The organism is Pseudomonas sp. URMO17WK12:I6, from assembly GCF_003253625.1.
Lineage (GTDB): Bacteria > Pseudomonadota > Gammaproteobacteria > Pseudomonadales > Pseudomonadaceae > Aquipseudomonas.
The window spans coordinates 1-25,193 of the sequence record NZ_QKYZ01000015.1; the positions used below are offsets into that span (position 1 = coordinate 1).

A 25,193-nucleotide genomic window follows, 5' to 3' on the forward strand; every position below is an offset into this window, starting at 1 on the left:
GAAACAGAAACCGACATTGCCATTGAACACCCCCCGAGATATGGTTTTGAGCACTTGAAGGGCTCACCCAGAGGCGCAGGCTTGTTCCTATCGTCGGTCTAGCCAGATGCATTCTTTATCGGCGCTTGGGTGAAAGGAGGAGGGGCGAAATCTCCCACGGATCTGTACTGCGCCAACAGTCAGAATCGAGCCTTGTCCCTCCTCCTCCCTTCAAGTACCAGCATACAAGCGAGCCTGCAGGCTCGCTCCCGCAGTGGTTTTGTGTGTTCCCGACGATCAGCGCAACGCGTTCAACAAACCCTGCAACTGACTGCGGCCAGTCTCGCCGAGTGCAAACACCGGCAACCGCGGGTCGCCCGCTTCCAGCCCGACCAGGCGCAAACCGGCCTTGATGGTCGCCGGCAGGCCGCCCTTGAGGATGAAGTCCAACAACGGCAACTGGCGATAGAACAGTTCGCGAGCCTTGCTCAGATCATTGGCCAATACCGCTTCGTACAAGTCGAGATTGAGCTGCGGGATCAGGTTCGGCGCCGCTGTGCACCAGCCTTTGGCGCCGGCCGCGAACGCTTCCAGTGCCAAGGGATTGCAGCCGTTATAGAACGGCACCCGGCCTTCGCCCAGCAGTTGCAGTTTGTGCATGCGCTGAATATCGCCGGTGCTTTCCTTGACCATAGTGACGTTGTCGACCGCGTTGAAAATCCGCAGGATCAACTCCACCGACATGTCGGTGCCGCTGGTGGCCGGGTTGTTGTAGAGCATGATCGGCACGCCGATGCTCTCGCCGATGGCGCGGTAGTGGGCGAGGATTTCCGCCTCGCTGAGTTTCCAGTACGACGCCGGCAGCACCATCACCACATCGGCGCCGTGGGCCTCGGCGAAACGCGCGCGGCGCACGGCTTTGGCGGTGGTCAGGTCGGACACGCTGACGATGGTCGGGACGCGTTTGGCGACGTGGCGGAGGCTGAATTCGCTGACTTGATCCCATTCCGCGTCGCTCAGGTAAGCGCCTTCGCCGGTGCTGCCCAATGGGGCGATGGCGTGGACACCGCTGTCGATCAGGCGGTCGATGGAACGCCCGAGCGCGTCGAGATCAACGCCTTCGCCCTGGGCGGTGAACGGGGTGATGGTGTAGCCGATGATGCCGTGAATGTTTACGGTCGACATGGCGTCTCTCCTTTCAAGAATGAGTGGGGTCAGTGCAGGCAATCGGCGTGTTGGCGCAGGTTCTGCCGGGCGTAGTAGTTGAATGCGGCAGCGTGGCGCTTGGGCTTGGATATCCAGTCGTGGGCTTCACGGCCCAGCTCGGGAAGAATCGGTTTGATTGCACCGGCGGCCATGGCCAGCAACTGCAACTTCGCTGCGCGTTCGATCAGTTGCGCAATGACACAGGCCTCTTCGATGGTCGCGCCGGTGGACAACTGGCCATGGTGGGAAAGCAGGATCGCCCGCTTGTCGCCCAAGGCCCCGGCAATCAGTTCGCCTTCTTCATTGCCCACGGGCACCCCCGGCCAGCCTTCGAGAAACGCGCAGTCGTCGTAGAGCGGGCAGAGGTCCATGTGGGAAATCTGCAGCGGTACTTCCAGCATCGACAGCGCCGCGACGTGAGTCGGGTGCGTGTGAATAATGCAGTTCACGTCCGGCCGGGCGCGGTACACCCAGCTATGGAAGCGGTTGGCCGGGTTGGGCATGCCGTGGCCTTCAAGCACTTCCAGGTCTTCGTTGACCAGCAACAGATTGCCTGAAGTGATCTCGTCGAAACCCAGGCCCAGTTGCTGGGTGTAATAGGTGCCCGGTTGCGGGCCGCGAGCGGTGATTTGCCCGGCCAGGCCGGAGTCGTGGCCGTTTTCGAAGAGAATGCGGCAGGTCAGGGCCAGCTTTTGCCGGTTGGTCCACGTATTATCCGCCAGAGTGTTTTGCATCTGTGTCAGCGCTTGCTTGACCAGTTGCTCTTTGGGTAGTGCTAATGTCTTGGCCATATCGGTGTCCTTTGGGTGGGGCATGCAAATGACACTAAAGAGGCTATATGACACTTTGTGTCATTGGCAAGGATAAATCGTTGCCTCCTTGATGGGTTAATCGCTCTACATGTCTATCCGTTTGAAATTATTGAGAAAAAAACTTGGCGTGACGCTGGAGGCCCTGGCCGAAAAATCCGGCATGACCAAGAGCTATCTGTCGAAGGTCGAGCGCGGGTTGAATACCCCCTCGATCGCCGCCGCGCTGAAACTGGCCAGGGCGCTGAACGTGAAGGTCGAGGAATTGTTTTCCGAAGACAACGTCAGCCTCGACAGCTACAGCCTGGTGCGTAGCGACGAACGCCAGTCCCTGGCCGCCAACGACCAGAGCCCGGGTTATGCGGTGTTGGCCCATCAGGTCAGTGAGCGCAGTCTGTTGCCGTTCATCATTTACCCGCCGAGCGAGTTCACCGACAAAACGTTCAAGGAACACCTGGGGGAAGAGTTTCTGTTCGTCCACGAAGGGCAGGTGGAAGTGGACTTCATGAACGAGCGGGTGCTGCTCAATCGTGGGGATGCGCTGCACTTCAACGCGCAGAAACCGCATCGCCTCAGGTCAGTGGGCGAGGTGCAGGCGCAGTTGTTGGTGGTGGTGCATAGCAACGAGGAATGAGGTTATCGGGCCTTTGTGGCGAGGGGGCTTGCCCCCTCGCCACAGGTCAGACCTCGACCGGCACGGTCAGCTTAGGGTTACCGAGCGCATGCGTCTTCGAATCAAAAAAACGCAACGCCACACCCGTCCCCTCGAACACCTTCGCGTAATGCCGCTTCTGATGCTGGATGAACGCCTTGCTGCGCGGGTAAATCGAGATCGCTACCACCTTCGGCTTCGCCTGTCGCAGTGCATGAACAATGTGACTGTCCTGCTCGCCAAGGGCATGCCCGAAGATGCACAACCCGTCACCGTGGCCGAGTAACTGGTCGTAGCAGAACGACAGGTAATCCGAACTGCGAATGGTCTTGAGTTTGTCTTGCGCCGGGCCTTCGTTGACGAACAGCGGCACGTCGTCGAGGGTCTTGATCGTATTGTTGATCGCGAAATTACCGAGCAACGTTCCCTCGGTCGACATCAACTTGCGCGCGGTGCCGTCCTGATTGCGCACCAGATGCAGGCCGCCGTGCAGGTACAGCAAACGCGGTTTGTCGGTGGCGCTGGCGCTCAGATCGAAGCCGGGTTCGGCACCCTGGAACAGGTCGGTCACGACGTCCGGCCGATGCTGGATCGCCCAATAGCTGAGCAAGTCGTAGTTGGTGGTGAACACCGTCCGATAGCTGCCCAGTTCCTGATTGATCGTCGCCAGCGTCGAAGGCTTCACCAGCCGCCACGGGATATGCACCGCGTGCACGGTGTTGATCAGCGCTTCCTTGATCGCGTAGTAGCGATTGCGCGGTGCCGCAGAGCTGACGGCCAGGGCCTTGTTGACCCGGCTGGTGGTCTTCAGCGCCCCAAGCACTTGTTCAAAACTGCGCGTCTGCATCGCGTCGAACACGCTCAGCTCGGACTGGCTCAGCGGTTTTTCTTCGACGGTGCGGGCATTTTCGAACAGCGAGTCGTAGCCGAAGTCGTCCCACACGGCGCGACTGGCGCCGTTACCCACCAGCAGGCCGCCGAATGAGGCGGTGGTGCGCAAGGCGTTCCAGTCTTCAAGTTGGGCATCGACATCCTGGAAATCGGTCATTGCGTTTGTCGTCTCGAAGCAAAAGGTCTGATGGACGGCGACTTTATCACGCCCGGGCGTTGAGCCAGATCAACATACCTCGTGACTGATCGGTCGACCCTGTGCGCACCCGCCGAATCGGTATTGCCGATTCGGTTTCAGCCAGGAGACTCGCGCATGAGCAGTACGTTTTTCATCCCCGCCGTGAACATCATGGGCACCGGTTGCCTCGACGAAGCCATGGACGCCATTGGCAAGTATGGTTTTCGCAAGGCGCTGATAGTCACTGACGCCGGGCTGGCCAAGGCTGGCGTGGCATCGAGGATTGCCGAGAAACTGGCGTTGCAGGACATCGACTCGGTGATTTTCGACGGCGCCAAGCCGAATCCGAGCATCGCCAACGTCGAGCACGGCCTGGGCCTGCTCAAGGAAAGTCGCTGTGATTTCGTGGTGTCTCTGGGCGGCGGTTCGCCTCACGACTGCGCCAAGGGTATCGCCTTGTGCGCCACAAACGGTGGGACGATCCGTGACTACGAAGGTGTCGATCGGTCGGCCAAACCCCAGCTACCGTTGATCGCGATCAACACCACCGCCGGCACTGCCAGCGAGATGACCCGTTTTTGCATCATCACGGACGAGTCGCGCCACGTAAAAATGGCCATCGTCGACCGCAACGTTACGCCGCTGCTATCAGTCAACGACCCGGAGCTGATGGTCGCCATGCCCAAGGGCCTGACCGCCGCCACCGGCATGGACGCATTGACCCATGCCGTCGAAGCCTACGTCTCCACGGCAGCCAACCCGATTACCGATGCCTGTGCGCTGAAAGCCATCACATTGATCAGCGACAACCTGCGCCAGGCGGTGCGGGACGGCAGTGACATGATCGCGCGGGAAAACATGGCCTACGCGCAATTTATGGCGGGCATGGCGTTCAACAATGCGTCCCTTGGTTACGTTCACGCGATGGCCCATCAGTTAGGCGGGTTCTACGACCTGCCCCATGGTGTGTGCAACGCGGTGCTGCTACCTCACGTGCAGAGCTTCAACGCGCTGGTGTGCGCCCCTCGCCTGACCGACGTTGCCCACGCGATGGGGGCTGACATTCGCGGGCTCAGTCCGGAAGAGGGCGCGCAGGCGGCGATCGCGGCGATCCGCAGCCTGGCCAGGGATGTGGACATTCCCGCCGGTTTGCGTGAGCTCGGTGCCAGGCTCAATGACATCCCGGTCCTTGCCAGCAATGCCCTGAAAGACGCCTGTGGACTGACCAACCCACGGGGGGCGGATCAGCGGCAGATCGAGGAGATTTTCCGCAGCGCGTTCTAAGCGGTTCGACGGCCGGGCGCGAGCACTACGCAAAGCAGCGCGCCCAAGGCCAGCAAGGTGCATAACAGCGACAAAGGCCATGCCTGCTGGCTGGCTATCAGGCTGGCGATACCGCCGATAACGGCGGCCATCAGTTGATGAATGAAACCGCTCAACGCCATCGCATAAGCACCGCCGACCGGGGAACCGTGGTTGGCCAGGGACAAGCTGATTGGGTAAATCAGCGATTGGCCGAATACTGCAAAACAATAGGGCAACCAGAACAGCAGCGCGATAGACGTGCCTGAGAGGCTACCCAGCAACATGACTGCGCTGCCGGCCAGTATCAGCCCGACGCCCGCCGTCATCAGCCATTGCTGACCGGTATGCAGTACGAAGCGATTGACCGCCACGGCCCCGAGAAAGTACGCCGCGCTGATGGGCCAGCCCAACAAGCCGTATTCCACTGCCGACCACTTGAAGGCGCCTTGCAGAATCAGCGGTGCAGCGGTGTTGAACGCGACAATCACCCCATACCCCAAGCCACCGGCGAGGGCCGGTAACAGGAAGGCCCGATGCCGCAGAATGTGCCCGTAGCTCGTCCAGGCGGATGATGGTGTGTTCTCTTCTGCCAGCATCGGGAACGTGACCCGCACCACCACCAGCGCCATCAACAGGCTCACACCACCCAATAAGTAGAAAATCGCTGACCAGCCCAGTGTCACCTGGATGATCGACCCCAGGTATTGACCGATACCCAGCGCCACCACAAAGGAAATCGATATCCAGGACAACGCCTTGGCCAGCAGATCGCCGCGAAAACTGTCGCGGATCAGCACCCGGGCCATGACTGAAATCCCGCTGGCGCCAATCCCCTGAATCAGGCGAAAAACCAGGAACGATTCAAGTGTCTGGCCCAGAGGCAGGGCCAGGTTGCCCAGCCCATAGAGGCCGAGCGCCGCGAGCAATACCGGCTTGCGGCCAATGCGTTGGCCCAGGCTGCCCCAGAACAGCATCGGCAGCGCCATGCCGATCAGATACACCGCCAACCCCCATGAAACCTGTGAGGCATCTGCGGACAGATCCCGGGCAATATCCGGCAGCGCCGACAGATAAATGCTCATGCCCAATTGGGCGAGAAAAACCGTACAGCAGGTGATCAGGAGGGTGGTGCTGCTCTTCATTTAATCTTCCCTGTTTTTTCAGCCGCCGATGTCCCGGCCGTGAGCACGTAAAAGCTCGGTGATGAGTCCACAGAAATGGCGGATCAGCGTTGTCCCCATGTCGGCGCGCAGGGTGATTCTGATGGCTGCCTTGCCTTGTGCAACCACCGGGAAAAAGACTGCCGAGGTGAAGAATCCGTGATTGGCCAGTTCAATGGCGATGTGGTTGGCCAGCGATGCCTCACCGCAATTGACCAGTCGAATCGCCATGTTGCTGTTGTGTTGTGCGGTTCGTATGAGGCTGTCAAAGAGGCGGATATTAACCTGAAGCTTTTCCTGCAGCTCGGCGAATTCCAGGGTGTGGTGTAGCTGGATGGATGCCCGGCCCGCGCCAATGGCTGCACTGTTCAGGCTTTGCGACCAGTTGCTGGGGCCGCCGTAACGCGCAATGAGCTTCTTCTGCCGTTCACTGCCCAGCATCACCAGACCGCCGCTGGCGCCGAACGACTTGGCCAGCGAGGCGACGATGAGGCAGTCATCATCCAGGGTATGCAGCCTGGGACGCACAAGACCGGCGCCGAATGTTCCTACAGAGGAAAGCGCGTGGGAGTCGTCCAGATAGAGAAACAGCCCATAGCGGTCCTTCAGATACAAAAGGCTGTCCATGTCCGCAACCCCGCCCATGCTGTAGGCGCCGTCGGCGACATACGCGACCCTGGTGTGCTGTTGACACAGCGTCTCGAGGAAGTCCATGTCGTTATGCGGGCACGTCACGACCTTCGTTTCATCGGCACAGGCGGCTTTGAGGTGGCTCATCGAGTAATGCGCCAACCGGTCGAAAGCCATCACCGGAGGGCTATTTTCCGTGAATACGCCGCTGGCCAGCAGTGGCAGGATCCCGGCACTCGCCGCGCTGCACGACAGAGTGCTCAGGCAACTGGTGCCGAACAACTCGGACAGTTCGGTTTCGTATTGGTCCAGAATCGCCAGCTTGCAGCGGTTCCTGGAATTGGCGATGCGAAGTGTGCCGGTTTCCCACAGCGTGGTCATGGCGCCGTCGAGAATATCGGGATGGTGATCCAGCCCCAGGTATGACGTCGTACAGAAATCATGAAACGCTCTCCCGTACTGATCGAGCATGCGGTTGGCACTTTTTATCTCAACGTTGAGCCCCGCGATTTTTCCGGTTTCGGCGGCCTCCCAATCATGGTCAGCCAATGAAACGAGTTTGCGGTAGTTGGTGAAGGTGTGCGCCGTGTACGGTATCTGGCTCATGTGTAAGTGACATTCCTTGAATGAATCTATCCGTGGGTTTGTTGCAGTTTGTGTGTGTTGCCAGACTTTACAGAGAGTCCCGATGGGCTTTGAATCGGCTGTTTCCGGTAGTACTGAGAGTTGTAAGAGAATTAGTTGTAGGGCGATGCCCTGGGGTGCTGTGGGTAATTGGATGGCGGGCACGAATCGAATCCGGGCTATCCTGCCGACTCAGTCGAACCGAAATCATCGAGCCCTGCCATGCTGCAAAAAAGCCTGATCCGCCGCCTCGACCTGATCACTCTCCAGCTGTTTGTGGCCGTTCACGAAGAGGGCACCTTGACCCGTGCTGCCGCCCGCGAAGCGATCGCGGTGTCGGCGGCCAGCAAGCGGTTGATGGAGCTGGAGGAGGCGCTGGGCATCAGCCTGTTCGTACGCCAGGCCAAGGGCATGACGCTGACACCGGCCGGTGAAACCCTGCTGCACCATGCCCGGCAGATGCTGTTCAACGTCGAGAAAATGGGCCTCGAACTGGGCGAACACAGCCACGGTGTACGCGGTTATGTGCGGATGCTCGCCAACCTGTCGGCGATCATTCAATTCCTGCCCGAAGACCTGCGGGACTTTTCCGCGCGCCATCCGCAGGTCAAGACCGACCTCGAAGAACGCCCCAGCAGCGGGGTGATCCAAGGCGTGCTCGATGGCGTGGCGGACCTCGGGATCTGCTCCAGCGACAGCGACGTCAAGGGGCTGCACAGTGTTGTTTATCGTCAGGACAAACTGGTCGTCCTGATGCCGGCCGATCATCCGCTGGCGAGTCGTTCGGCCTTGGCGTTTGCCGACACGCTGGACAGCGATTACGTCGGTCTGCATTCGGCCAGCTCCATCAACATGCGTACCCATGCGGCCGCGCGCAAGGCCGGCAAGGTGCTGAGGTTGCGGATCCATGTGCCGGGGTTCGACGCCATGTGCCGGATGGTCCAGGCCAACATGGGCATCGGCATCCTGCCGCTAAAGGCCTACGAACTGTTTGGCCGGGCGCTGGGGTTGCACGCGGTGCCGCTGACGGATGACTGGTCGGATCGTGCGTTGATTCTGGTGGTGCGTGATGAAGCGGCGCTGTCGCCGGTGAGCCGGATGTTGTTTGAGCATTTGCGCGGCCAGGCCTGACAGTTCTCGACTGCATGGACGGGCCTCTTCTGACTTGAGGTCGCGGTAATCTCCAGCCAGGCATTCGCGTTTCGCGAACGGTCGTTGCCAACAGAAGGTTGGATTCCATGCCACTCGGTCCTCTAGCCTTGGCGCATATTCCAAGAACAAGAGGTACCCCCGCGATGACTGCCCCCTTGAGTGCAATCAAAGTGATCGAGATCGGCACGCTGATCGCCGCGCCGTTTGCCGCGCGCATGCTGGCCGAGTTCGGCGCCGAAGTGATCAAGATCGAAGCCATGGGCCAGGGCGATCCCCTGCGTAAATGGCGCAAGCTGCACGAAGGCACTTCGTTGTGGTGGTACCTGCAATCGCGAAACAAGAAGTCCCTGGCGCTGAATCTGAAATCCCCTGAAGGCATCGAACTGGTCAAGCAACTGGCGAGCGACGCCGATATGCTGATCGAAAACCTGCGCCCCGGCGCCCTGGAGAAACTCGGCCTGGGCTGGGACGTGTTGCATGCCCTCAATCCCAACCTGACACTGGTGCGCATTTCCGGTTACGGCCAGACCGGCCCGTACCGTGATCGTCCGGGTTTCGGGGCGATCGGCGAGGCGATGGGCGGGATTCGCTATACCACCGGTACTCCCGGTTCGCCGCCGGCCCGAGTGGGGGTGAGTCTGGGGGATTCCCTGGCTTCGCTGCACGCGGTCATCGGTGCCTTGATGTCGCTGCTGCGGGTCAAGACCGGGCAGGGCGGCGGGCAAGTGGTCGATGTGTCGTTGGCCGAAAGCGTGTTCAACGTCATGGAAAGCCTGGTGCCGGAATACGACATGCTCGGTCATGTGCGTGAGCGCAGCGGCGGGGCGTTGCCGGGTATTGCGCCGTCCAATACCTACCTGACTGCCGACGGTGCCTACGTGGTGATCGCCGGCAACAGCGACCCGATCTACAAGCGTCTGATGACGGTGATTGGCCGGGCCGACCTGGCCGAAGCGCCGGAGTTTGCGCATAACGATGGCCGCGCCGCCAAAAGTAATGTGCTCGACGCAGCCATTACTCACTGGACCAGCAGCCTGCCCATCGATGAGGTGTTGGCGGCTCTGGAAGCTGCCGAAGTCCCGGCCGGGCGCATCTATTCGGTGGCCGACATCGTTGCCGATCCTCACTATCAGGCGCGGGGCATGCTGCTCAACGCCGAACTGCCGGGCGGTGCCTCGGTGAAGATGCCGGGCATCGTTCCGAAACTGTCAGAGACCCCCGGTGGCGTGAACTGGTCGGGACCGAGTCTGGGTCAGCACACCGATGGCATCCTCGCGGGGCTGGGCCTGACTGACCAGGACATCGAACGGTTGAAAGCTGAAGGGGTGGTGCAATGATCACTGATTATTCCCAGACCCTGATCGTTCAGGAGGTCTCCCCGCGTGACGGCTTGCAGATCGAGCCGACCTGGGTCGAAACCGTCGACAAGATTGCGTTGATCGATCAGTTGTCGCTGGCGGGGTTCAGCCGCATCGAAGCCGGTTCGTTCGTGTCGCCCAAGGCGATTCCGGCGTTGCGCGATGGCGAGCAAGTGTTCAAGGGCATCGCCCGACAGCCGGGCGTGATCTATGTCGCGTTGATCCCTAACCTCAAAGGCGCACAACGAGCACTGGACTCGGGGGCTGACGAGCTGAACCTGGTGATGTCCGCCAGCCAGACCCATAACCTGGCAAACATGCGGATGCGTTGCGAGGCGTCATTGGCCGCGTTTGGCGAGATCGTCGAGTTCGTTCGCGGCACGCCGGTGCGGCTCAACGGCAGCATCGCCACGACCTTCGGATGCCCGTTTGAAGGCACGATCGATGAGGATCGCGTGCTGCAGATTGTCGAGGCTTATCAGGAGCTCGGCATTACGGGCATTACCCTGGCCGACACCACCGGCATGGCCAATCCACGTCAGGTCGAACGCTTGGTGCGACGGGTGTTGCAACGGGTTTCACCGGCTGATCTGACCCTGCATTTCCACAACACGCGCGGCCTCGGCCTGTGCAACGTACTGGCAGCTTACGAGGCCGGAGCCCGGCGTTTTGACGCAGCCCTCGGTGGTCTTGGCGGTTGCCCGTTTGCACCGGGTGCCTCGGGCAATATCTGCACCGAAGATTTGGTCAACCTGTGCGATGAAGTCGGCATTCGCACCGGCATCGACTTGCCGTTGTTGCTGCGATTGTCGCGAGCCTTACCCGCGTTGCTGGGCCATGAAGTGCCCGGGCAGCTCGCCAAGGCCGGACGTAACTGCGACCTGCACCCGACACCGTCCTGAACCCACCGAACAAACTCCTAAAAAAGCCGCAACGAACCAGACAACAAAAACAATCGGACGCCCACGGGACGTCTGCCTGGAGAAACCACGATGAGCCTCAATGTTCTGGAGGCGGGCGTGAGCCCGTCCGTTAGTCACGACGCCGAAAAAGCCCTGGTCCGCAAAGTCGCCTGGCGACTGATGCCGCTGATCATGGTTTGCTACCTGTTCGCATTTTTCGACCGCATCAACATCAGCTTCGCCAAGTTCCAGTTGCAGGCCGACCTGAGCCTGAGCGATACCGCTTACGGCCTCGGCGCCGGGCTGTTTGTAGTCGGTTATGTGATCTTTGAAGTGCCGAGCAACATGATGCTTTACAAGGTGGGTGCCCGGCGCTGGATCGCCCGGATCATGATGTCGTGGGGGCTCGCGACGGCGGCCATGGTCTTCGTCAATAGCGAATGGCAGTTCTACGCCCTGCGTTTCGTGATCGGTGCGATGGAGGCGGGTTTTGCGCCGGGCGTGCTGTATTACCTGACGTTGTGGTTCCCGCAGCACTATCGCGGGCGCATCACCTCGATGCTGTTTCTCGCGTCGGCGTTTGCCGGGCTGGTTGGCGCACCGTTCTCCGGGTTGGTGCTGCAACACCTTGATGGCTTCCTCGATATGCGCGGCTGGCACTGGCTGTTTCTGCTCGGTGGCGTGCCTTGCATCGGCCTTGGTTTGTTGGTGCTGACCGTGCTCAAGGACCGCATCGAAGATGCCCATTGGTTGAGCCCGTCGGAGAAGACACTGCTCGCCAGCCGTATCGCGCACCACGAACCCCACAAGAGCGGCGGCTCCTTGCTGGCCGCACTCCGGATTCCGGGTTTCCTGATGCTGGGGCTGATCTACTTTCTAATTCAGGTGGCATCCTACGGCTTGAATTTCTGGGCGCCGCAACTGATCCGCAGTGCCGGCACCGAGAGCCCGGTGATGATCGGCTTGCTGACCGCCATTCCCTACATCTGCGGCGCCATCAGCATGGTGGTGATCGGGCGGTTATCCGATGCCACCGGCGAGCGGCGCAAGTTTGTCGCAGGTCTGGTGGCGGCAGGCGCGGTGGGATTCTTCTGCGCAGGAATTTTCGCCAACCACACGACTTTCCTGATTGTTGCCCTGGGCTTGCTCGGTGCCGGGATCATCGCGTCCATCCCGAGCTTCTGGACCCTGCCACCGAAACTGCTGGCCGGTGCCGGGGCAGGCGCCGCTGGCGGGATCGCGGTGATCAATACCCTTGGCCAGTTCGGTGGGATCGTCAGCCCGGTCATGGTCGGGCGGATCAAAGACCTGACCGGCAGCACCACCCCCGCGTTGTACGTCATCGGTGTCGCCGCGCTGATCGCCGCTGCGTTGTTGCTGTGGGGGTTGCCGCAGAAGCTGCGCACGCTCGACAAATACTAAGTCGATTGTGTGGGCTTTCACGAGCAAACGAACTGGTGGGAATCAGGTGTGAACGGCTTGAGTAGGGGATAGGGCTCGGTTGATGTTCCACCCAGTGCTACAACGTAGTGGGTGGAAGACGTCGTGTATGGAAGACTCGTAGTACCTGTAAACGCCCTTGGCGAACTCGATAGGGAATCAGATAGGGCCGGTCTGGCAAGACCCATTCCCGAGTGCCAGGTAGTCGGCCTTCGCGGCCTGTAGCCGGGAAGCGAGCAAGGTGATCGACGGTGGTGAGAATGGCCTTGACGAAGTCTGCTGCGGCTTTTGGATTTTCCATTGCTATGTAGGCGGCTTCGTCATCCAGATTCTTTAATGCGGTACGCAACCACTCAACGCGCATTGGTTGTCCACTTGTCGGCGATTGCTTTCACTTCCTCTGGCGTTGCGAAGTCACCCGCGTCGGCTTCTTTCAGAGCTTTCTGAATCTCTTCGATTTGCCAGGCTTCCCGTGCCAGATATTCACGCAGCGCATCCACGGCCAGAAATGACTTACTGCGGCCTGTCGCTTTGGCAAGATGGGCTAGGGTATCGGCGATTTCGTCTGGCAAACGCAGCGACATGATGGACATGACAATCTCGATGTAGTGGTTTGTAATACAACATACTACAACGTAATAAGAGGGTAGAGACCAGCCCGTTCGTCTGTCGTAACAATTGATTGAGCGGTCAAAAGCCGCGTCAGGCTCACTCTGAGCAGGCATCGTTGCAGAAGCACTTATCGAGTATCAAACCCATGCTAACCGGCCTCAACCACCTGACCCTCGCCGTCACTGACCTGAACCGCAGCGTGGCGTTCTATCGCGATCTGCTGCAACTTCAGCTTTCAGCCACTTGGGACACCGGTGCCTATCTCTCGCTACCCGGTCTGTGGCTGTGCCTTTCTCTCGATCCACTGCACGAGTCCACGCCGGCCGCCGACTACACCCATTACGCCTTCAGCCTCGAAGCTGTGGACTTCCTGCCGTTCGTCGAGCGCCTGCGATCCGCCAACGTGCGGGAATGGCGGGATAACCGCAGCGAAGGTGCGTCGTTCTATTTTCTCGACCCGGACGGGCACAAGCTCGAGGCGCATGTCGGGTCTCTGGCGTCGCGGCTGGCGGCTTGTCGGCAGCGACCCTATGCGGGGATGAAGTTCTTCGACGATCAGTGAGTCGATGTTCGGCGTCCTGAGATAGAATTGCGCCCCTTGTCCAGCCGTGCAGAGTTGCTGCATTGGTCCATGTTGCCCTGGTTGATCATCTTGAGCTTCATTGGTGGCCTTTTGGCCTACGCTATGCTCATTGGCATCGTCGGTGCGCGTCAGGTGCGCACGTTGTATCAGCGTCATGAACTGGCGATTACCCGCTTGTGCGGGGTCATGTTCATCGGTTTCGCCATCAATGCCCTGGTGCATGCGCTGCCGGGACTGGTGACGAACAAGGCTTGAGGCTGAACGCAGGGAAGCGTCGGCTGCACAGTCATCGCTCGGGCGTATGACCGGTCAGGGAGGGTTGTTCAATGTTGCATTGTCCGGACATGCTCTCGGCATCATGGAAACCAGAAATTCCGCGCCATTGGCGAGTTACATCGATCTCTTGCTGGACGCCGTCTGTGCGGTGGACAAACAAGGTCGCTTCGTATTTGTCAGCGCGGCCTGCGAGCGCATTTTCGGTTACACCCCCGACGAGCTGATCGGCCAGTCGATGATCGACCTGGTTCACCCTGCCGACCGACAGCGTACCCTTGACGCCGCGCGAGAGATCATGGGGGGCGAACCCAAGCTCAACTTTGAAAATCGTTACCTGCGCAAGGACGGCCGGGTGGTGCACATTCTCTGGTCGGCACGCTGGTCGGAGGTCGATCAGTTGCGTATCGCCGTGGCGCGCGACATCACCGAGCGCAAACAGGCCGAGTCCCGACAAGCGGCGCTGTATGCGATCTCCGAAGCAGCCCACGCGGCGGAAGATTTGCTGGCGCTGTTCAAACGCATCCATTCGATCATCGGCGAATGGCTGCCGGCGTTGAATTTCTCCGTGGCACTGTATGACGAGCACTGCGCGCGGCTGAATTTCCCCTATCACGTCGACGACCATGAGCTGCAACCCGAGGATCCCGGGACTGTTACCGGGCGTTTGTGCGCAGAAGTGATTCGCAGTGGCTTGCCGATTCTGCTGACCCCGGATCAGGACAATCTGCCGGAAGGGTTTGCGGCATTGGTCAAGGGCCAGGACTCACCCTGCTGGCTGGGCGTGCCGTTGAGTTCGCAAAACGGCACCATTGGCGCTCTGATCGTCAAAAGCGTGCCGGGCGGCGAGCGCTACACCGAGCAAGACAAGGAGTTGCTGCAGTATGTTTGCGCTCAGGTCGCGACCGCGATCGAGCGTAAGCAATTGCACGCCCGGCTCCAGCGCATGGCCCAGTACGATCAACTGACTCAGCTGCCCAATCGCGAATTGCTGCGCGAACGCCTGAAAGCTTCGCTGGCGCTGGCCCGGGCAGACTCCGGTCGAATGGCGTTGCTCTATGTCGACCTTGACCGCTTCAAGCAAGTCAACGACACCCTCGGTCATGCGGTCGGCGACATGTTGCTGCAAGCGGTCGCCAATCGGCTCAAGGGCTGCGTGCGCGAAACCGACACGGTGGCGCGCATTGGTGGTGATGAATTTGTCGTGTTGTTGCACAACATCCACGCCGCCGAAGATGCCGAGAATGTGGCGGGGAAAATCCGCCAGGTGCTGGTTCAGCCCCTGCGTCTGGACGGGCACAACCTGACGATCCAGCCGAGCATCGGCGTCGCGCGATACCCCGAACATGGCACCGAAGAAAAGCAGCTGTTCAGGCATGCCGATGAGGCAATGTACGCCGCCAAGCGCCAGCACCATTCACGTCTCGGGGTCTGAAAATCCGTCACCGTTCGTCGCGATACTGCCAGGTTTTCTAAACCTTTTCAGGTATGGAAATTCATATCCTATGCGGGCGTCTGCTCGCTGTGATCATCACCAAGAGGATGAGAACCATGCCTACTTCAAAACATCCGACCCCGGGTAGCGCCATCGATCGAACGAAGGCGTCTGAAGCCGGTCGCAAAGGTGGGAAAACTACCACGACGACTGTTGATAAAGACCCTGCCAAAGGCGGCATGGGCCGCAAAGGCGGTCAGAAAACTCCGTAATAGGTGAAGGTAGTTTTGTTTAATGGACGGGGGCGCAAGCTCCCGTTTGAATTTTCAGGAAGGAGGGCGCGACCATGAGCCGGATGGCCACCCGTTTACGCAATGCCGGTTTTGCCACGTTACTGGGCCTGTGCGCCAGCAGTGCCTTTGCCCAGTCTCCCGCCGAATTCGTCAATGAGGCGTCGGCCCAAGGCATGGCCGACATCGAAGCCAGCCGCCTGGCGCACCAGAAAACCGCATCCAAAGAGGTCAAGGATTACACCATCGTGGTGATCAACGATCGCACCACCGCCAACCAGCATCTGGCGAAAATTGCCAAGCAACTCGATTTACCGGTCGCACCACGCGAAGAGGTGGTCGACAAGGCCAAAGCCTTGATACCGGAGATTAAGGACGATACCTCTTTCGATCAGGCGTACGTCGACAGTCAGGTAAAAACCACCCAGGAAGCCATCGAGCAACTTCAACAACAAGCGCAGACCACGGACGTGCCGCAAATCAAAGCGTTCGCCGAAGAAACCCTGCCCAAGCTGCAAAACCATCTGCAAATGGCCAGGGCGCTGCAAGCCAGTCGTTAGTCAGTCTGTTGCGCGGGTGACGTCGGTCACCCGCTGCCGGGATCAATCCTGATTCGAATCCTTCTTGGTTTCCTCGACGACCGTGCCGTCCAGGGAAATCGTTTCCCCCTCGCCGAGGGTGCGATATTTCTTTCTCAACGCTTCCAGCTGTTTGAGGTCCAGGGACTCGAGCCCCAGCATCGCGTTCTGCGCGTCCTTGGTCACCCGCAATAACTCATCGATCTTCAGGTGCAAAATGTCCGTGTCACGGTTCTGGGTGTTCTGGATCAGGAACACCATCAGGAAGGTGATGATCGTGGTCGAGGTGTTGATGATCAGTTGCCAGGTATCGTTGAAATGAAAAATCGGCCCACTCAGGCCCCAAAGGACAATCAGAATGATCGCCCCCATAAATGTCCGGGGTTGGCCCGCCCATAGGGAGAGTTTCTGTGCGATTTTCGCGAATTTCATTGCCGTGCTCCTTACAGGGATGCGCCTGATTTTCAGACCGCACGGGTGTCATGAAAATTCTGTTTGAAAGCCCCGTGGTTGATGAAAATCCGGGGCTTTGAAAGGCACTTGCTGCGTTTGGAATCTTTAGAGGTATAGAGGCCTGACGTTTGACATGAGAGCCTTGGCCAGGCTTGCCAGAACAGCCTTACGATGGGCGGGTTAGACCTTAGGGACAGGTAGCCAGAGGCCAACCGATGCGCGCAGCACGGAGGAGGCTGGCCTTAACAACCAAGCGGTGAAATGGGGCAATAACGAAGATGTAGGCCCGGCCTAGACGGTTGTGGCACTGGACCACGGTTGAAAAAACGAGTTGGCGACTGCCTTCTGGCTCTGCCTCTCCAGAACATAGGATCGATATCCGGAAGTCGAGGTGTTTGTCGTCCTCTCCCAACACGATTTCAGTCTGGTTCGTGCTGTAGACCTTGAAGATTCCAATCCGATTAGCAAGTGATGCCAAATGTTTGGTTGTCTTGAGACCAAAACAGGCAACGATAGTGTCTCGGACTTTCATGAGCCATCCGATCCAGGATGGCTGGTGGGAAAGGATGAATCGAGCTAGCAAATCTGGATTGCTGGATGTGCCCGCAGGGAGCCGAATCGCAAAAGCGTCCGCCAGGTTCATTGACTTGTAAAGGTGGGTGATGCCGGACCTCGAGGGGACTGGCACGGACATAATGAGCTCAAATTCTCGGGGCATCGGGGATCTCTCCTGAGTTCTAACTACCAATTAGACGACATGCCATGTCGCGTTTCTTGTTGCGATGGTTTGTCGTATAACGCTCCTTGTCGCCCTGTAAGTGCTTGTCGGATGCTGAACCCGATCAAGGCATCATAGAGCTCTTGCTGCCCAGCTGGCAGAACAGGGAGCAACGTCGCACGGCGTTTGTCGACATCGAACCAGGATTCAACCAACCATCCCACCAGATAGAGCGCCGAAAGGCATCCGCCAGCGGTTGCAACGTTCCCCTGGCATACAAGAGGCTGGTCCATGGACTCAAGTCCCAGAGCTTGCAAGCTCGATCGTGCATCCGGGTGTGTAGTTGCTTGGCCGCTGAGCAGCCCAAGCCGTTCGAGAATGAAAGCTCCGGCGCATATTGAGCCGATTCGCTGGCGTCTGGAGTCAAGTTCAAACGACGGCAGGAAATCTGGGGCGGCAAGTGCAGCGGGTATCCCTTCCTTGCCGCTGACGAACAATACCGCGTCGGCACTATTGGCCTCGGAAAGCGGACCGTGTACCGAAACAGGCAAGCCGTGCGCCGATCTCACGATAGAGCTGGAACCCAATATTCGGACGTGCCAGTCCTCGGTGTTGCGGCCTAAGATGTCCCACATCAGGAATAGGTCGATATCAGTGAATTGGTCGAAAGCAACCAGAACGATTTTCTTCAAGGCGAGCTCCATGAAAAGTGCTGGCGTGCAAAACGCAACGGCCATCTTTGCTGGTGTTCGCAGCGTATCAATCGGTTGCGCACCATACACAGTCTGTATGGCGCTAAACATGGAGCGAAATAACGGGTGAGAAAACTAACTCGTAACCATTGGATCACGGCTGGTTTTGAGGCTCTCGACCAAATAGGGCATATCGGCGTTTCGGCCGAGAGTCTATCGCGCCGATTGAATGTGACCCGCGGATCGTTCTATCACCATTTCCGCAATCGCGAAGACTTTGTCCGCACCTTGCTTGCCGCTTGGGAAGAAGACTACACGGAGCGCATGCTCGCTTATGCGGCGCAGGGTCGTAGCGCGGGCGAAACCTTGAAACGCTACTTGAGTATTGCCGCTGAGAAACAACCTGGGCGGGAAATTTCCATCCGAGCCTGGTCGCTGCATGATCCGTTGGTAGGCGAGTTTCAGCAGCGTGTTGATACAAGACGACTGGACTTCGCGATATGCACGTGCCGCCGCTTGGTCCATATGCCAGGCCAAGCAGAAGTGATTGCTCAGGTGGCCCATCTGTGCCTGATTGGTGGTCAGCAGGCAGGGCTGCGGCGTGATGCCGCTCGCTTCAACGGTTTCCTGCATCGAGCCTTTTCACTTTTCGAAGGGGCTCTTCCACCGTGGCGGGCCTAGGTCATGAGCTAAATGAGGTAACTGAATAAATAGAGTTCGCGTGCCACTGCAAATGCGCGCCACTGCTCTCCTGGGTCTAAAAACAGGACAAATGAGGTGAGGGTTGACTGGCGAATGCAATCAGGTGCGCAACTGGAATGCAGTTTCGCACCTGAAAACTATTGGAGGTTGATTGACACTCCAAAGAGACCTGACGAAATGCTGGATTAATGCAATAACGAGCGGCGTCTCGCATAGGCGAAGTAGATCACCAGTCCAATTGCCAACCACGCCCCAAATGCCAGCCAGGTCGTCTGCTTGAGGAAGGTCATCAAGGTTACGCAGAACGCGATGGCGAGCAATGGAACAATGGGCACGCCGGGGCATCTGAATGCACGAGGAAGATCGGGTCGGGTCTTGCGCAATACGATCACTGCCACCGAGATCAAACTGAATGCGGCCAACGTACCGATGTTGATCAGCTCGGCGAGGACGTTTAGCGGAATCAGTGCCGAGATCAGCCCGAAGACTATTCCGACCATCCAGGTGGCGAAAAATGGGGTGCCGAATCGTGTATGAACCCTGGAAAGGCGCTGGGGAAGCAGTCCGTCGCGCGACATCGCGTAGATGATCCTGGTTTGACCGTAAGCCATCACCAGAATGACAGTCGTCATGCCAACGATTGCGCCTAAATCAACGAACCCGGCAACCCAGCTTTCACCGGCATGTTGCAACGCCAATGAAACCGGATGATCAACGCCAAGGAATTGGGCATAGGGCACGATGCCGGTCATGATCATTGAAACGGCAACGTATAACACCGCACAAACGGCCAAGGAACCGATAATACCGATGGGGAGATCACGCGCCGGTTTTTTCACTTCTTCGGCGGCAGAGGAAACCGCATCGAAACCAATGAAAGCAAAAAAAACCAAGGCCGAAGCACTCAAAATGCCATGGCCACCGAAGGGAGCGAATGGTTGCCAGTTAGCCGGCTGAACATGTCGCACACCAACGGCGATGAAGAGCAGCACCACGGCGATTTTGATGATTACCATCACGTTGTTTACGCGCGCGGATTCCTTGATGCCCATGGAAAGCATCCAGGTAATTGCCAGCATAATCACCAGCGCGGGTAGGTTGAACCAGGTTTCCACGCCGGGCAAAGAGCCTGGCGCCGCCGTAAGCACAACCGGAAGATTCAGTCCAAATCCGCTCAGCAGGGACTGGAAGTAACCCGACCACCCAACAGACACAGCCGAACTGGCCAGTCCGTATTCGAGCATCAGATCCCAGCCGATCATCCAGGCCACCAACTCTCCCAGCGTCGCGTAGCTGTAGGTGTAAATCGAGCCTGCTACCGGTACAGATGAGGCGAACTCGGCATAACAGAGTGCTGCAAATGCACAGGCCAACGCCGCTATCAGGAATGAAACCATGAGGGCCGGTCCCGCAGTCAATGCGCCGGTTCCGGTCAATACGAAGATGCCCGTCCCCACGATTGCACCGATACCAATCAGGACCAAATCCATCGGCCCCAGCACTTTTTTCAACCCTGCAGGAGCTCGGGCAGCAGCAATCATTGCGTCCAGGTCTTTTGTTCTGAAAATGCTCAATATTGCCTCCGTTGTTACTTATTTTTATTGTCAGAGCCAGTGGCTTGGGTGTCGGAAATGACAAGAAATTGTATTTCAGTGCCTCGAAAATTAGTTTTCGAAACGGGTCTGTATTTAGTTATTTTTCAGTCGTTAATTATCCAAAATGTGTTCTTTATGTAATTTTCTTTCTAGTATTTGTAGTTTCTAGAAATGGATGCTTGATCAAGGACCTGCGGGATGGGGCCAATCGCCCTACCGCGTACGCATTGTTAAAGGGAGAGAGCACATGGCGGAAATGGATAAGGTTGATCGTTCAATTCTGGAAATTCTGCAAATGAATGGTCGCCTGACGAACGCCGAGATCGCCGCTCGTGTTTGCCTGTCAGCGCCAGCCTGCTGGAAGCGCCTGAAGCGCCTGGAAGAGGAGGTGATTGTCGGGTATCACGCGCACTTGAACCCGAAAACCATAGGGCTGGGACTTTTCGCTTTCATCAGCGTCACCCTCGATAGTCACTCCGAGCAAGCCATGGAACATTTCGAAGCGGGCGTCCTGGCGCTGCCCAACATTATTGCCTGTCACAAAGTGTCGGGGAAATACGACTACCTCCTGCAGGTAGTCGTCAAAGACATGGAGGCATTCCATGAACTCGCCATGCATCGCATACGTACGCTCGGCAATATCAAGGAAATGTACACCGGTTTTTCGCTCAAGGAGATCAAGCACTGCAATACCTTGCCACTGTAAGTGCCTGGACTTGCTCGTTTCCGTACGTACGGTGGTGTGAGAGGACGACGGCTGTGAAGCCGCCTCCTACTCGATAATCTTTATTCACGCCGACAGCGTCACCTCAGTCTTCCAGCTGAAATACCCGAGCGCTTCGCAGCGCTGGTTGATCAGCATGAAGCTCAGTTCGCAAGTTGCCACGCCCGTGCTCAGTTGCGAGCACTCCCAATAATGATCATCGGCCTTGTGGCTGCCCGGCTGGTTCGGGTTGGCGGGGTCGGGCGCGGGGACGGTCTGGTCGCCGTGGACGATCAGCTTGGGCGGAGAAAGGATCCCGGTATCGTCCACCGTGATGTTGTGGAATACCACGCTGTGTTCGGCCAGCAAACTGACGGTCCTGCCGCGAATATGAAAGACTTTTCCGTTGTGGGTGGTCAGTGTAATTTTGCTGTCATTTTTAACATTTTTCGTTTTTGGTGTAGCGCTGATGCCGAAGATGAAACCATCTTCAATCACGGTCGGCTTTTGCGGGTCAAGGCTGGGTTGCGCATAGCGCGAAAGCAGCGATTCGGCATCGACGACCAGCAGCACGCTATTGGCGGTCAGGGTACTCGCTGAAGGGGGGGTAATCGGTTCGGAAGTCATCATGGATTCCTTTCATGATGTTGACGCAAAACGGTAACCGCTTCGGTTTCAAGCAAGACATCCTGTTCCAGCCGAGGCGGCAACGGACTGGGGTGACCCCTCGTTGCCGAGGGGTCGATTCCATCATCAGTTATGGATGGAAATGAACGGGTCCCACGAGCAGCAGCCGACAATCTGACAGTTGCGGTCGACGATCAGGAAGTTGAAATGGTAGGTCACGCGACCACACGCCAGGGTCTCCGAGGACCAGTAGTGGTTGGCAACTTTCTGACAGCTAGGCACCGAGGGATTGCTGGGGTTGGGTACCGCAACGCTAGCGGTAGCCGTGCGTGGCGAAGGCGGGGAGATCAGATCGTTGCCTTGGTTGCCGATGAATTTGTAGAAGATCACGGCCTGTTCGAAGCTCTGGGACAGGCTGGTTTCACGCCAGCGAATCAGATCGCCAACCTGGGCCTTGAGGTCCAGCTCGCCACCGGCCTGGCCACTGATCACGTTATCCTGGTTGGTGACCATGTAGACGTGCTTCCAGTCGATCAGCGTCGGTGAAGCAGGGTTTTTGCTGATGTTCGGGTAGTTTTTCAGAATGGTTTCAGTGTCGATGGAAACAAGTACATCCGTGACTCGAGACATAGTGAAGCTCCTTTTAACATAGTGATTGTCTGGCTACTTACCAGGCACGACAACGCTTGCTTGCCTTGTGGCCGTTGCGAACACACTACTGGGGAACCCACTCGATCACGGGGACGAGCTGGCCTTGCTCCTTGCCTTGAAATGACGGGTTGGGTTCCTTCCAACAGGCCGCGATAGGACTATAGATGCCATTTTTATACTGTCAAAACTGCTTTGCTGGTCGGTCGACGAACGGTCATTTAGGTTATGACTTCCTACGATTTGGCGATAAAAAAGGCTCATCCAGATCCTCTGTGTTTTCCGATCGTCAAGTGATCCGGGTTCAGGCAATAGACAGACAAGACCTGTTAAAAAAGCAGTGAACCAGGCAGGAGCATGGTGGAAAAGGGGGCGTTTTTTTGCTGGTTCACTCAACTTGGCTTTCAAGCCAGAGGAGGCGGCATGTTGTTACGTTACATGGTGTTGCTGGCAGTGGTGGTTACCGCAGCGGGTTGTGTGCAGGAACGGGTCGTTCATGACCGGCGTCCGGTGGAGCGTGAATATGTTGAGGTCATCGCACCGCAGCCGCCGCCGGAACGCGTTGTCGAGGTAGAGCCCGCGGGGCGACCGGGTTACCTCTGGTCCAGGGGGTACTGGCGTTGGGAAGGCGGGCGTTATGTCGCGGTTCATGGCCATTGGGTCCCGGAGCGACCGGGGTATCGTTATGTGCATCCGCACTGGGAGCAACGTAACGATGGCTGGCATTGGCGGGTGGGGGCGTGGGTTAACTGACGCGGACGATGTATCGTAGCCAACCGGTTGTCTGCCCCTGGCGACAACAATGCACCCGACAGGAGAGCGATATGAGTTGGTCCGCCAAACAATACGTAGCTTTCGAAGATGAGCGCACGCGCCCGGCGCGTGACTTGCTGGCCGCCATCCCTGCGGACGTCCGTTCGGCCATCGATATCGGTTGTGGCCCCGGTAATTCGACCGAGTTGCTGGTCCAGCGTTTTCCCGATGCCGCGGTGCGTGGGTTGGACAGTTCGACCGATATGATCGAGGCCGCCCGCAAGCGTTTGCCTCAGGTACGTTTCGACGTCGCTGACATTGATACCTGGAGCGACACCGGCCCGTTTGACGTGATCTTCGCCAATGCGGTGCTGCAGTGGGTGCCGGATCACGCCAGGCTGCTGCCGTCGCTGGTAAACAGGCTCACACCCGGCGGCAGCCTGGCGATCCAGATGCCCGATAACCTCAACGAACCGTCGCACCGGTTGATGCGCGAGGTCGCAGCGAACGGCCCTTGGGCTGACAAGCTGGCAAGGGCTGCCGGCCTGCGAACGGAAATGGAGGGTGCAAGCGGCTACTACTCAATGCTGCGTGGCCACTGCACTCGCGTCGATGTATGGCGCACCACTTACTATCATCCGCTCGCGGACGGCGCATCGGGCGTGGTCGAGTGGTTCAAGGGCTCCGGTTTGCGGCCTTTTCTCGAACCATTGGATGACGTGGAACGGGCACACTATCTCAAGCAGTATCAGACGGCAATCGAGCGGGCCTATCCGGCGCTGAGCGATGGTTCGGTGCTGCTGCCGTTTCCGCGGTTGTTCATGGTGGCAACGCGCTGACGAATCAAAGGGGACACATTCGTCCCCTTGATTGATCCGATTTTCAGGCTATCAACTTTGCTGCAAGACCTTGAGCGCCGCCGAGGCCAGAAACCCGGAGCGACTTTTCTCTTCGGGATGGTGCAATACGTACTCATCGATGCGGTTGAGCAGATAGCCGGGCAGGGTGATGTTGAGTTTCTGCGCCTTGCCCAGGTATTTGGTGATATCGATATCCACCACGGCCCACGTGCACCCTGCGTACTGTGGATTGGCCGCATGCAGGGTCACTTTGTTGGCGGGCGGAATCGGTGATCCGTCTTCGGCCAGAATCTCGAAATGACCTTCGATGGCTTCGCGAGCCATGGCCATGGCGTCATCCAGATCTTCACCGGCGGAGAAGCAACCTGGAATATCCGGAACTTCTACGCCCCAGGCGTGTTCGTCATCACCCATGGAAATCGCGATGGGGTAAAGCATGTTCGTTATCCTCCGAGGGCGCAGTCCATCGGTTCGTCAGAGCAGCGCCTGTTGCAAAATACTAATGGCCGTTTTCTTGAGCAGGTCCTTTTTCGGGTGAGGAACCGTCACCAGTCCAGGCTTGGTCGGATGCTTGAAGTGGTGATGACTCCCCCTGATTCGTACCAGATACCAGCCGTCCGCGACGATTTGGCTTATCAAAAACCGGCTATTCACATCACCTCCCTGTGGTGTTCTTGTGGTTACTATACCTACTGAAAATCACTAATCAACACTATAACCACCAATACACCCTGGATACGGATGGAAGAGCGGCCTGAAACGAGTCTAGGAGGGTGTGTCGCGATGGTTTGGGTAGAACCCGTTTTCTGTATTGCAGGGTTTTGCCGCAGCGCTGAAGCGCCAGGAATGCTCAAATTTCAGGCATAAAAAACCGGCCGCTACGGACCGGTTTTTTGCGTTCCCGCGCATCATGCGGCGTTTCTAAAGCAACTGATCAATCATAACCGCGTTGGTATAGATCACGCTGCCATCGCTCGCTCGATGCCCGACCAAATGGAACTGACCTCGCTCGTAATCGTGTTCTTTATGTATATAGACGCGCATTTGGCAATCGGACAAGGGGCCGCATCCCTCTGGCAAGACCAAATCCATTGTGCTCATGTCGACGTCGACCATGGCTTCACGCTCATGGGTCTTCTGCAGGCGTTCTTCAGCTTCCTCCAGACGCAGATGGAGGGGGCCGTCGACGTAAAAATGGATCTCACCGACCGGGATGGACTTCTGGTCGGGACTGGGCTTGCACCAGCCTTCGAGCGTCAGGGCACTCATGACAAAACCTCCATCGTGGACTGCTGGGCTACTGGACTCGGTGGCTATTGTCCCTTCTCAATGCCATCACTTGTCTGACTGCTACGCATAGGCAGGGTTCGTTTTTTGGGGCCGCT

At 58.1% G+C, this 25,193-nt stretch carries 30 protein-coding genes and 1 pseudogene; 15 read left to right on the top strand and 16 right to left on the bottom strand.

The window, feature by feature from the left end:
- Window positions 1-276: 276 nt before the first annotated feature.
- On the bottom strand, window positions 277-1,164 hold the full coding sequence (locus tag F475_RS23285) for a dihydrodipicolinate synthase family protein (protein WP_086944808.1): 888 nt from the start codon (window positions 1,162-1,164) through the stop codon (window positions 277-279).
- A 29-nt stretch (window positions 1,165-1,193) separates the two neighbouring features.
- Window positions 1,194-1,976, bottom strand: coding sequence for an aldolase (locus tag F475_RS23290; RefSeq protein ID WP_111454815.1), 783 nt, complete (start codon window positions 1,974-1,976; stop codon window positions 1,194-1,196).
- Window positions 1,977-2,085: 109 nt separating this feature from the next.
- On the opposite strand from F475_RS23290, the gene F475_RS23295 reads away from it, so the two are divergent.
- Window positions 2,086-2,628 (top strand): helix-turn-helix domain-containing protein, encoded by a 543-nt coding sequence (locus tag F475_RS23295; protein ID WP_111454816.1) that lies wholly within the window; start codon window positions 2,086-2,088, stop codon window positions 2,626-2,628.
- A 46-nt stretch (window positions 2,629-2,674) separates the two neighbouring features.
- On the opposite strand, the gene F475_RS23300 is transcribed toward F475_RS23295, so the two are convergent.
- Complete coding sequence (locus F475_RS23300; RefSeq protein WP_019647931.1) at window positions 2,675-3,694, bottom strand: DUF4917 family protein; 1,020 nt, start codon at window positions 3,692-3,694, stop codon at window positions 2,675-2,677.
- Between the two features lie 156 nt (window positions 3,695-3,850).
- Between F475_RS23300 and yiaY the strand changes: the two genes are divergently transcribed.
- A complete protein-coding gene (gene yiaY, locus F475_RS23305; protein WP_111454817.1) occupies window positions 3,851-4,999 on the top strand; it encodes an L-threonine dehydrogenase in 1,149 nt (382 codons plus the stop codon).
- Here the strand turns inward: yiaY and F475_RS23310 are convergent.
- On the bottom strand, window positions 4,996-6,162 hold the full coding sequence (locus F475_RS23310; protein WP_111454818.1) for an MFS transporter: 1,167 nt from the start codon (window positions 6,160-6,162) through the stop codon (window positions 4,996-4,998). The genes yiaY and F475_RS23310 overlap by 4 nt on opposite strands.
- An 18-nt stretch (window positions 6,163-6,180) precedes the next feature.
- Window positions 6,181-7,416 (bottom strand): aminotransferase class I/II-fold pyridoxal phosphate-dependent enzyme, encoded by a 1,236-nt coding sequence (locus F475_RS23315; protein ID WP_111454819.1) that lies wholly within the window; start codon window positions 7,414-7,416, stop codon window positions 6,181-6,183.
- A gap of 240 nt (window positions 7,417-7,656) precedes the next feature.
- On the opposite strand from F475_RS23315, the gene F475_RS23320 reads away from it, so the two are divergent.
- The 4 genes from F475_RS23320 to F475_RS23335 all read left to right on the top strand — a co-directional run bounded on the left by F475_RS23320 (window position 7,657) and on the right by F475_RS23335 (window position 12,268).
- Window positions 7,657-8,565, top strand: coding sequence for a LysR substrate-binding domain-containing protein (locus tag F475_RS23320; RefSeq protein ID WP_111454820.1), 909 nt, complete (start codon window positions 7,657-7,659; stop codon window positions 8,563-8,565).
- A gap of 164 nt (window positions 8,566-8,729) precedes the next feature.
- Entirely contained in the window at window positions 8,730-9,923 is a 1,194-nt protein-coding gene (locus tag F475_RS23325; protein WP_111454821.1) for a CaiB/BaiF CoA-transferase family protein, read from the top strand.
- Complete coding sequence (locus F475_RS23330) at window positions 9,920-10,846, top strand: hydroxymethylglutaryl-CoA lyase (protein ID WP_111454822.1); 927 nt, start codon at window positions 9,920-9,922, stop codon at window positions 10,844-10,846. The genes F475_RS23325 and F475_RS23330 overlap by 4 nt, the downstream gene beginning before the upstream one ends.
- A 90-nt stretch (window positions 10,847-10,936) precedes the next feature.
- The gene (locus F475_RS23335; RefSeq protein ID WP_064619812.1) at window positions 10,937-12,268 is read left to right on the top strand and encodes an MFS transporter; all 1,332 of its coding nucleotides are present in this window, start codon (window positions 10,937-10,939) and stop codon (window positions 12,266-12,268) included.
- Window positions 12,269-12,365: 97 nt separating this feature from the next.
- Here the strand turns inward: F475_RS23335 and F475_RS23340 are convergent, their stop codons facing one another.
- Both F475_RS23340 and F475_RS23345 read right to left on the bottom strand, forming a co-directional pair.
- On the bottom strand, window positions 12,366-12,650 hold the full coding sequence (locus F475_RS23340) for a type II toxin-antitoxin system RelE/ParE family toxin (RefSeq protein WP_082920901.1): 285 nt from the start codon (window positions 12,648-12,650) through the stop codon (window positions 12,366-12,368).
- Window positions 12,640-12,879, bottom strand: coding sequence for a CopG family ribbon-helix-helix protein (locus F475_RS23345; RefSeq protein ID WP_019647939.1), 240 nt, complete (start codon window positions 12,877-12,879; stop codon window positions 12,640-12,642). Before F475_RS23345 ends, F475_RS23340 begins: the two co-directional genes overlap by 11 nt.
- Before the next feature lie 164 nt (window positions 12,880-13,043).
- On the opposite strand from F475_RS23345, the gene fos reads away from it, so the two are divergent.
- The 5 genes and pseudogenes from fos to F475_RS23370 all read left to right on the top strand — a co-directional run bounded on the left by fos (window position 13,044) and on the right by F475_RS23370 (window position 16,039).
- On the top strand, window positions 13,044-13,460 hold the full coding sequence (gene fos / locus F475_RS23350) for a fosfomycin resistance glutathione transferase (RefSeq protein WP_111454823.1): 417 nt from the start codon (window positions 13,044-13,046) through the stop codon (window positions 13,458-13,460).
- A 36-nt stretch (window positions 13,461-13,496) separates the two neighbouring features.
- Window positions 13,497-13,736: pseudogene (locus F475_RS23355) on the top strand (LysE family translocator); the annotation flags it as partial.
- Window positions 13,737-13,839: 103 nt separating this feature from the next.
- Window positions 13,840-15,189: a diguanylate cyclase domain-containing protein gene (locus tag F475_RS23360; RefSeq protein WP_111454872.1), complete on the top strand. Its 1,350-nt coding sequence runs from the start codon at window positions 13,840-13,842 to the stop codon at window positions 15,187-15,189.
- A gap of 116 nt (window positions 15,190-15,305) precedes the next feature.
- Window positions 15,306-15,461: a stress protein gene (locus tag F475_RS30830; protein WP_081791039.1), complete on the top strand. Its 156-nt coding sequence runs from the start codon at window positions 15,306-15,308 to the stop codon at window positions 15,459-15,461.
- A 74-nt stretch (window positions 15,462-15,535) separates the two neighbouring features.
- Window positions 15,536-16,039: a DUF4142 domain-containing protein gene (locus F475_RS23370; protein WP_086944815.1), complete on the top strand. Its 504-nt coding sequence runs from the start codon at window positions 15,536-15,538 to the stop codon at window positions 16,037-16,039.
- A 42-nt stretch (window positions 16,040-16,081) separates the two neighbouring features.
- Here the strand turns inward: F475_RS23370 and F475_RS23375 are convergent, their stop codons facing one another.
- The 3 genes from F475_RS23375 to F475_RS23385 all read right to left on the bottom strand — a co-directional run bounded on the left by F475_RS23375 (window position 16,082) and on the right by F475_RS23385 (window position 17,920).
- The gene (locus F475_RS23375) at window positions 16,082-16,489 is read right to left on the bottom strand and encodes a low affinity iron permease family protein (protein WP_086944816.1); all 408 of its coding nucleotides are present in this window, start codon (window positions 16,487-16,489) and stop codon (window positions 16,082-16,084) included.
- Between the two features lie 208 nt (window positions 16,490-16,697).
- On the bottom strand, window positions 16,698-17,228 hold the full coding sequence (locus F475_RS23380; protein ID WP_064619797.1) for a DUF2867 domain-containing protein: 531 nt from the start codon (window positions 17,226-17,228) through the stop codon (window positions 16,698-16,700).
- A gap of 23 nt (window positions 17,229-17,251) precedes the next feature.
- Window positions 17,252-17,920, bottom strand: a complete 669-nt coding sequence (locus F475_RS23385) for a DJ-1/PfpI family protein (protein WP_064621341.1) — start codon at window positions 17,918-17,920, stop codon at window positions 17,252-17,254.
- Between the two features lie 126 nt (window positions 17,921-18,046).
- Between F475_RS23385 and F475_RS23390 the strand changes: the two genes are divergently transcribed.
- The gene (locus F475_RS23390; RefSeq protein WP_111454824.1) at window positions 18,047-18,601 is read left to right on the top strand and encodes a TetR/AcrR family transcriptional regulator; all 555 of its coding nucleotides are present in this window, start codon (window positions 18,047-18,049) and stop codon (window positions 18,599-18,601) included.
- A gap of 206 nt (window positions 18,602-18,807) precedes the next feature.
- On the opposite strand, the gene F475_RS23395 is transcribed toward F475_RS23390, so the two are convergent.
- The gene (locus tag F475_RS23395; RefSeq protein WP_086944819.1) at window positions 18,808-20,196 is read right to left on the bottom strand and encodes an amino acid permease; all 1,389 of its coding nucleotides are present in this window, start codon (window positions 20,194-20,196) and stop codon (window positions 18,808-18,810) included.
- 196 nt (window positions 20,197-20,392) lie between these two features.
- Between F475_RS23395 and F475_RS23400 the strand changes: the two genes are divergently transcribed.
- The gene (locus tag F475_RS23400; protein WP_256597237.1) at window positions 20,393-20,923 is read left to right on the top strand and encodes an Lrp/AsnC family transcriptional regulator; all 531 of its coding nucleotides are present in this window, start codon (window positions 20,393-20,395) and stop codon (window positions 20,921-20,923) included.
- Window positions 20,924-21,007: 84 nt separating this feature from the next.
- On the opposite strand, the gene F475_RS23405 is transcribed toward F475_RS23400, so the two are convergent.
- Both F475_RS23405 and F475_RS23410 read right to left on the bottom strand, forming a co-directional pair.
- A complete protein-coding gene (locus F475_RS23405; RefSeq protein ID WP_111454826.1) occupies window positions 21,008-21,547 on the bottom strand; it encodes an AidA/PixA family protein in 540 nt (179 codons plus the stop codon).
- 126 nt (window positions 21,548-21,673) lie between these two features.
- The gene (locus tag F475_RS23410) at window positions 21,674-22,177 is read right to left on the bottom strand and encodes an inclusion body family protein (protein WP_086944821.1); all 504 of its coding nucleotides are present in this window, start codon (window positions 22,175-22,177) and stop codon (window positions 21,674-21,676) included.
- A gap of 441 nt (window positions 22,178-22,618) precedes the next feature.
- Between F475_RS23410 and F475_RS23415 the strand changes: the two genes are divergently transcribed.
- Together F475_RS23415 and tam are read left to right on the top strand one after the other, a co-directional pair.
- A complete protein-coding gene (locus F475_RS23415; RefSeq protein WP_018926816.1) occupies window positions 22,619-22,948 on the top strand; it encodes a YXWGXW repeat-containing protein in 330 nt (109 codons plus the stop codon).
- 71 nt (window positions 22,949-23,019) lie between these two features.
- Window positions 23,020-23,787, top strand: a complete 768-nt coding sequence (gene tam, locus F475_RS23420) for a trans-aconitate 2-methyltransferase (RefSeq protein WP_111454827.1) — start codon at window positions 23,020-23,022, stop codon at window positions 23,785-23,787.
- 51 nt (window positions 23,788-23,838) lie between these two features.
- On the opposite strand, the gene F475_RS23425 is transcribed toward tam, so the two are convergent.
- The 3 genes from F475_RS23425 to F475_RS23435 all read right to left on the bottom strand — a co-directional run bounded on the left by F475_RS23425 (window position 23,839) and on the right by F475_RS23435 (window position 25,077).
- Window positions 23,839-24,246, bottom strand: a complete 408-nt coding sequence (locus tag F475_RS23425) for a type II toxin-antitoxin system HicB family antitoxin (protein ID WP_064619786.1) — start codon at window positions 24,244-24,246, stop codon at window positions 23,839-23,841.
- Window positions 24,247-24,282: 36 nt separating this feature from the next.
- A complete protein-coding gene (locus tag F475_RS23430) occupies window positions 24,283-24,462 on the bottom strand; it encodes a type II toxin-antitoxin system HicA family toxin (RefSeq protein ID WP_007984690.1) in 180 nt (59 codons plus the stop codon).
- Between the two features lie 267 nt (window positions 24,463-24,729).
- The gene (locus F475_RS23435) at window positions 24,730-25,077 is read right to left on the bottom strand and encodes a hypothetical protein (protein ID WP_111454828.1); all 348 of its coding nucleotides are present in this window, start codon (window positions 25,075-25,077) and stop codon (window positions 24,730-24,732) included.
- Window positions 25,078-25,193 lie beyond the last annotated feature (116 nt).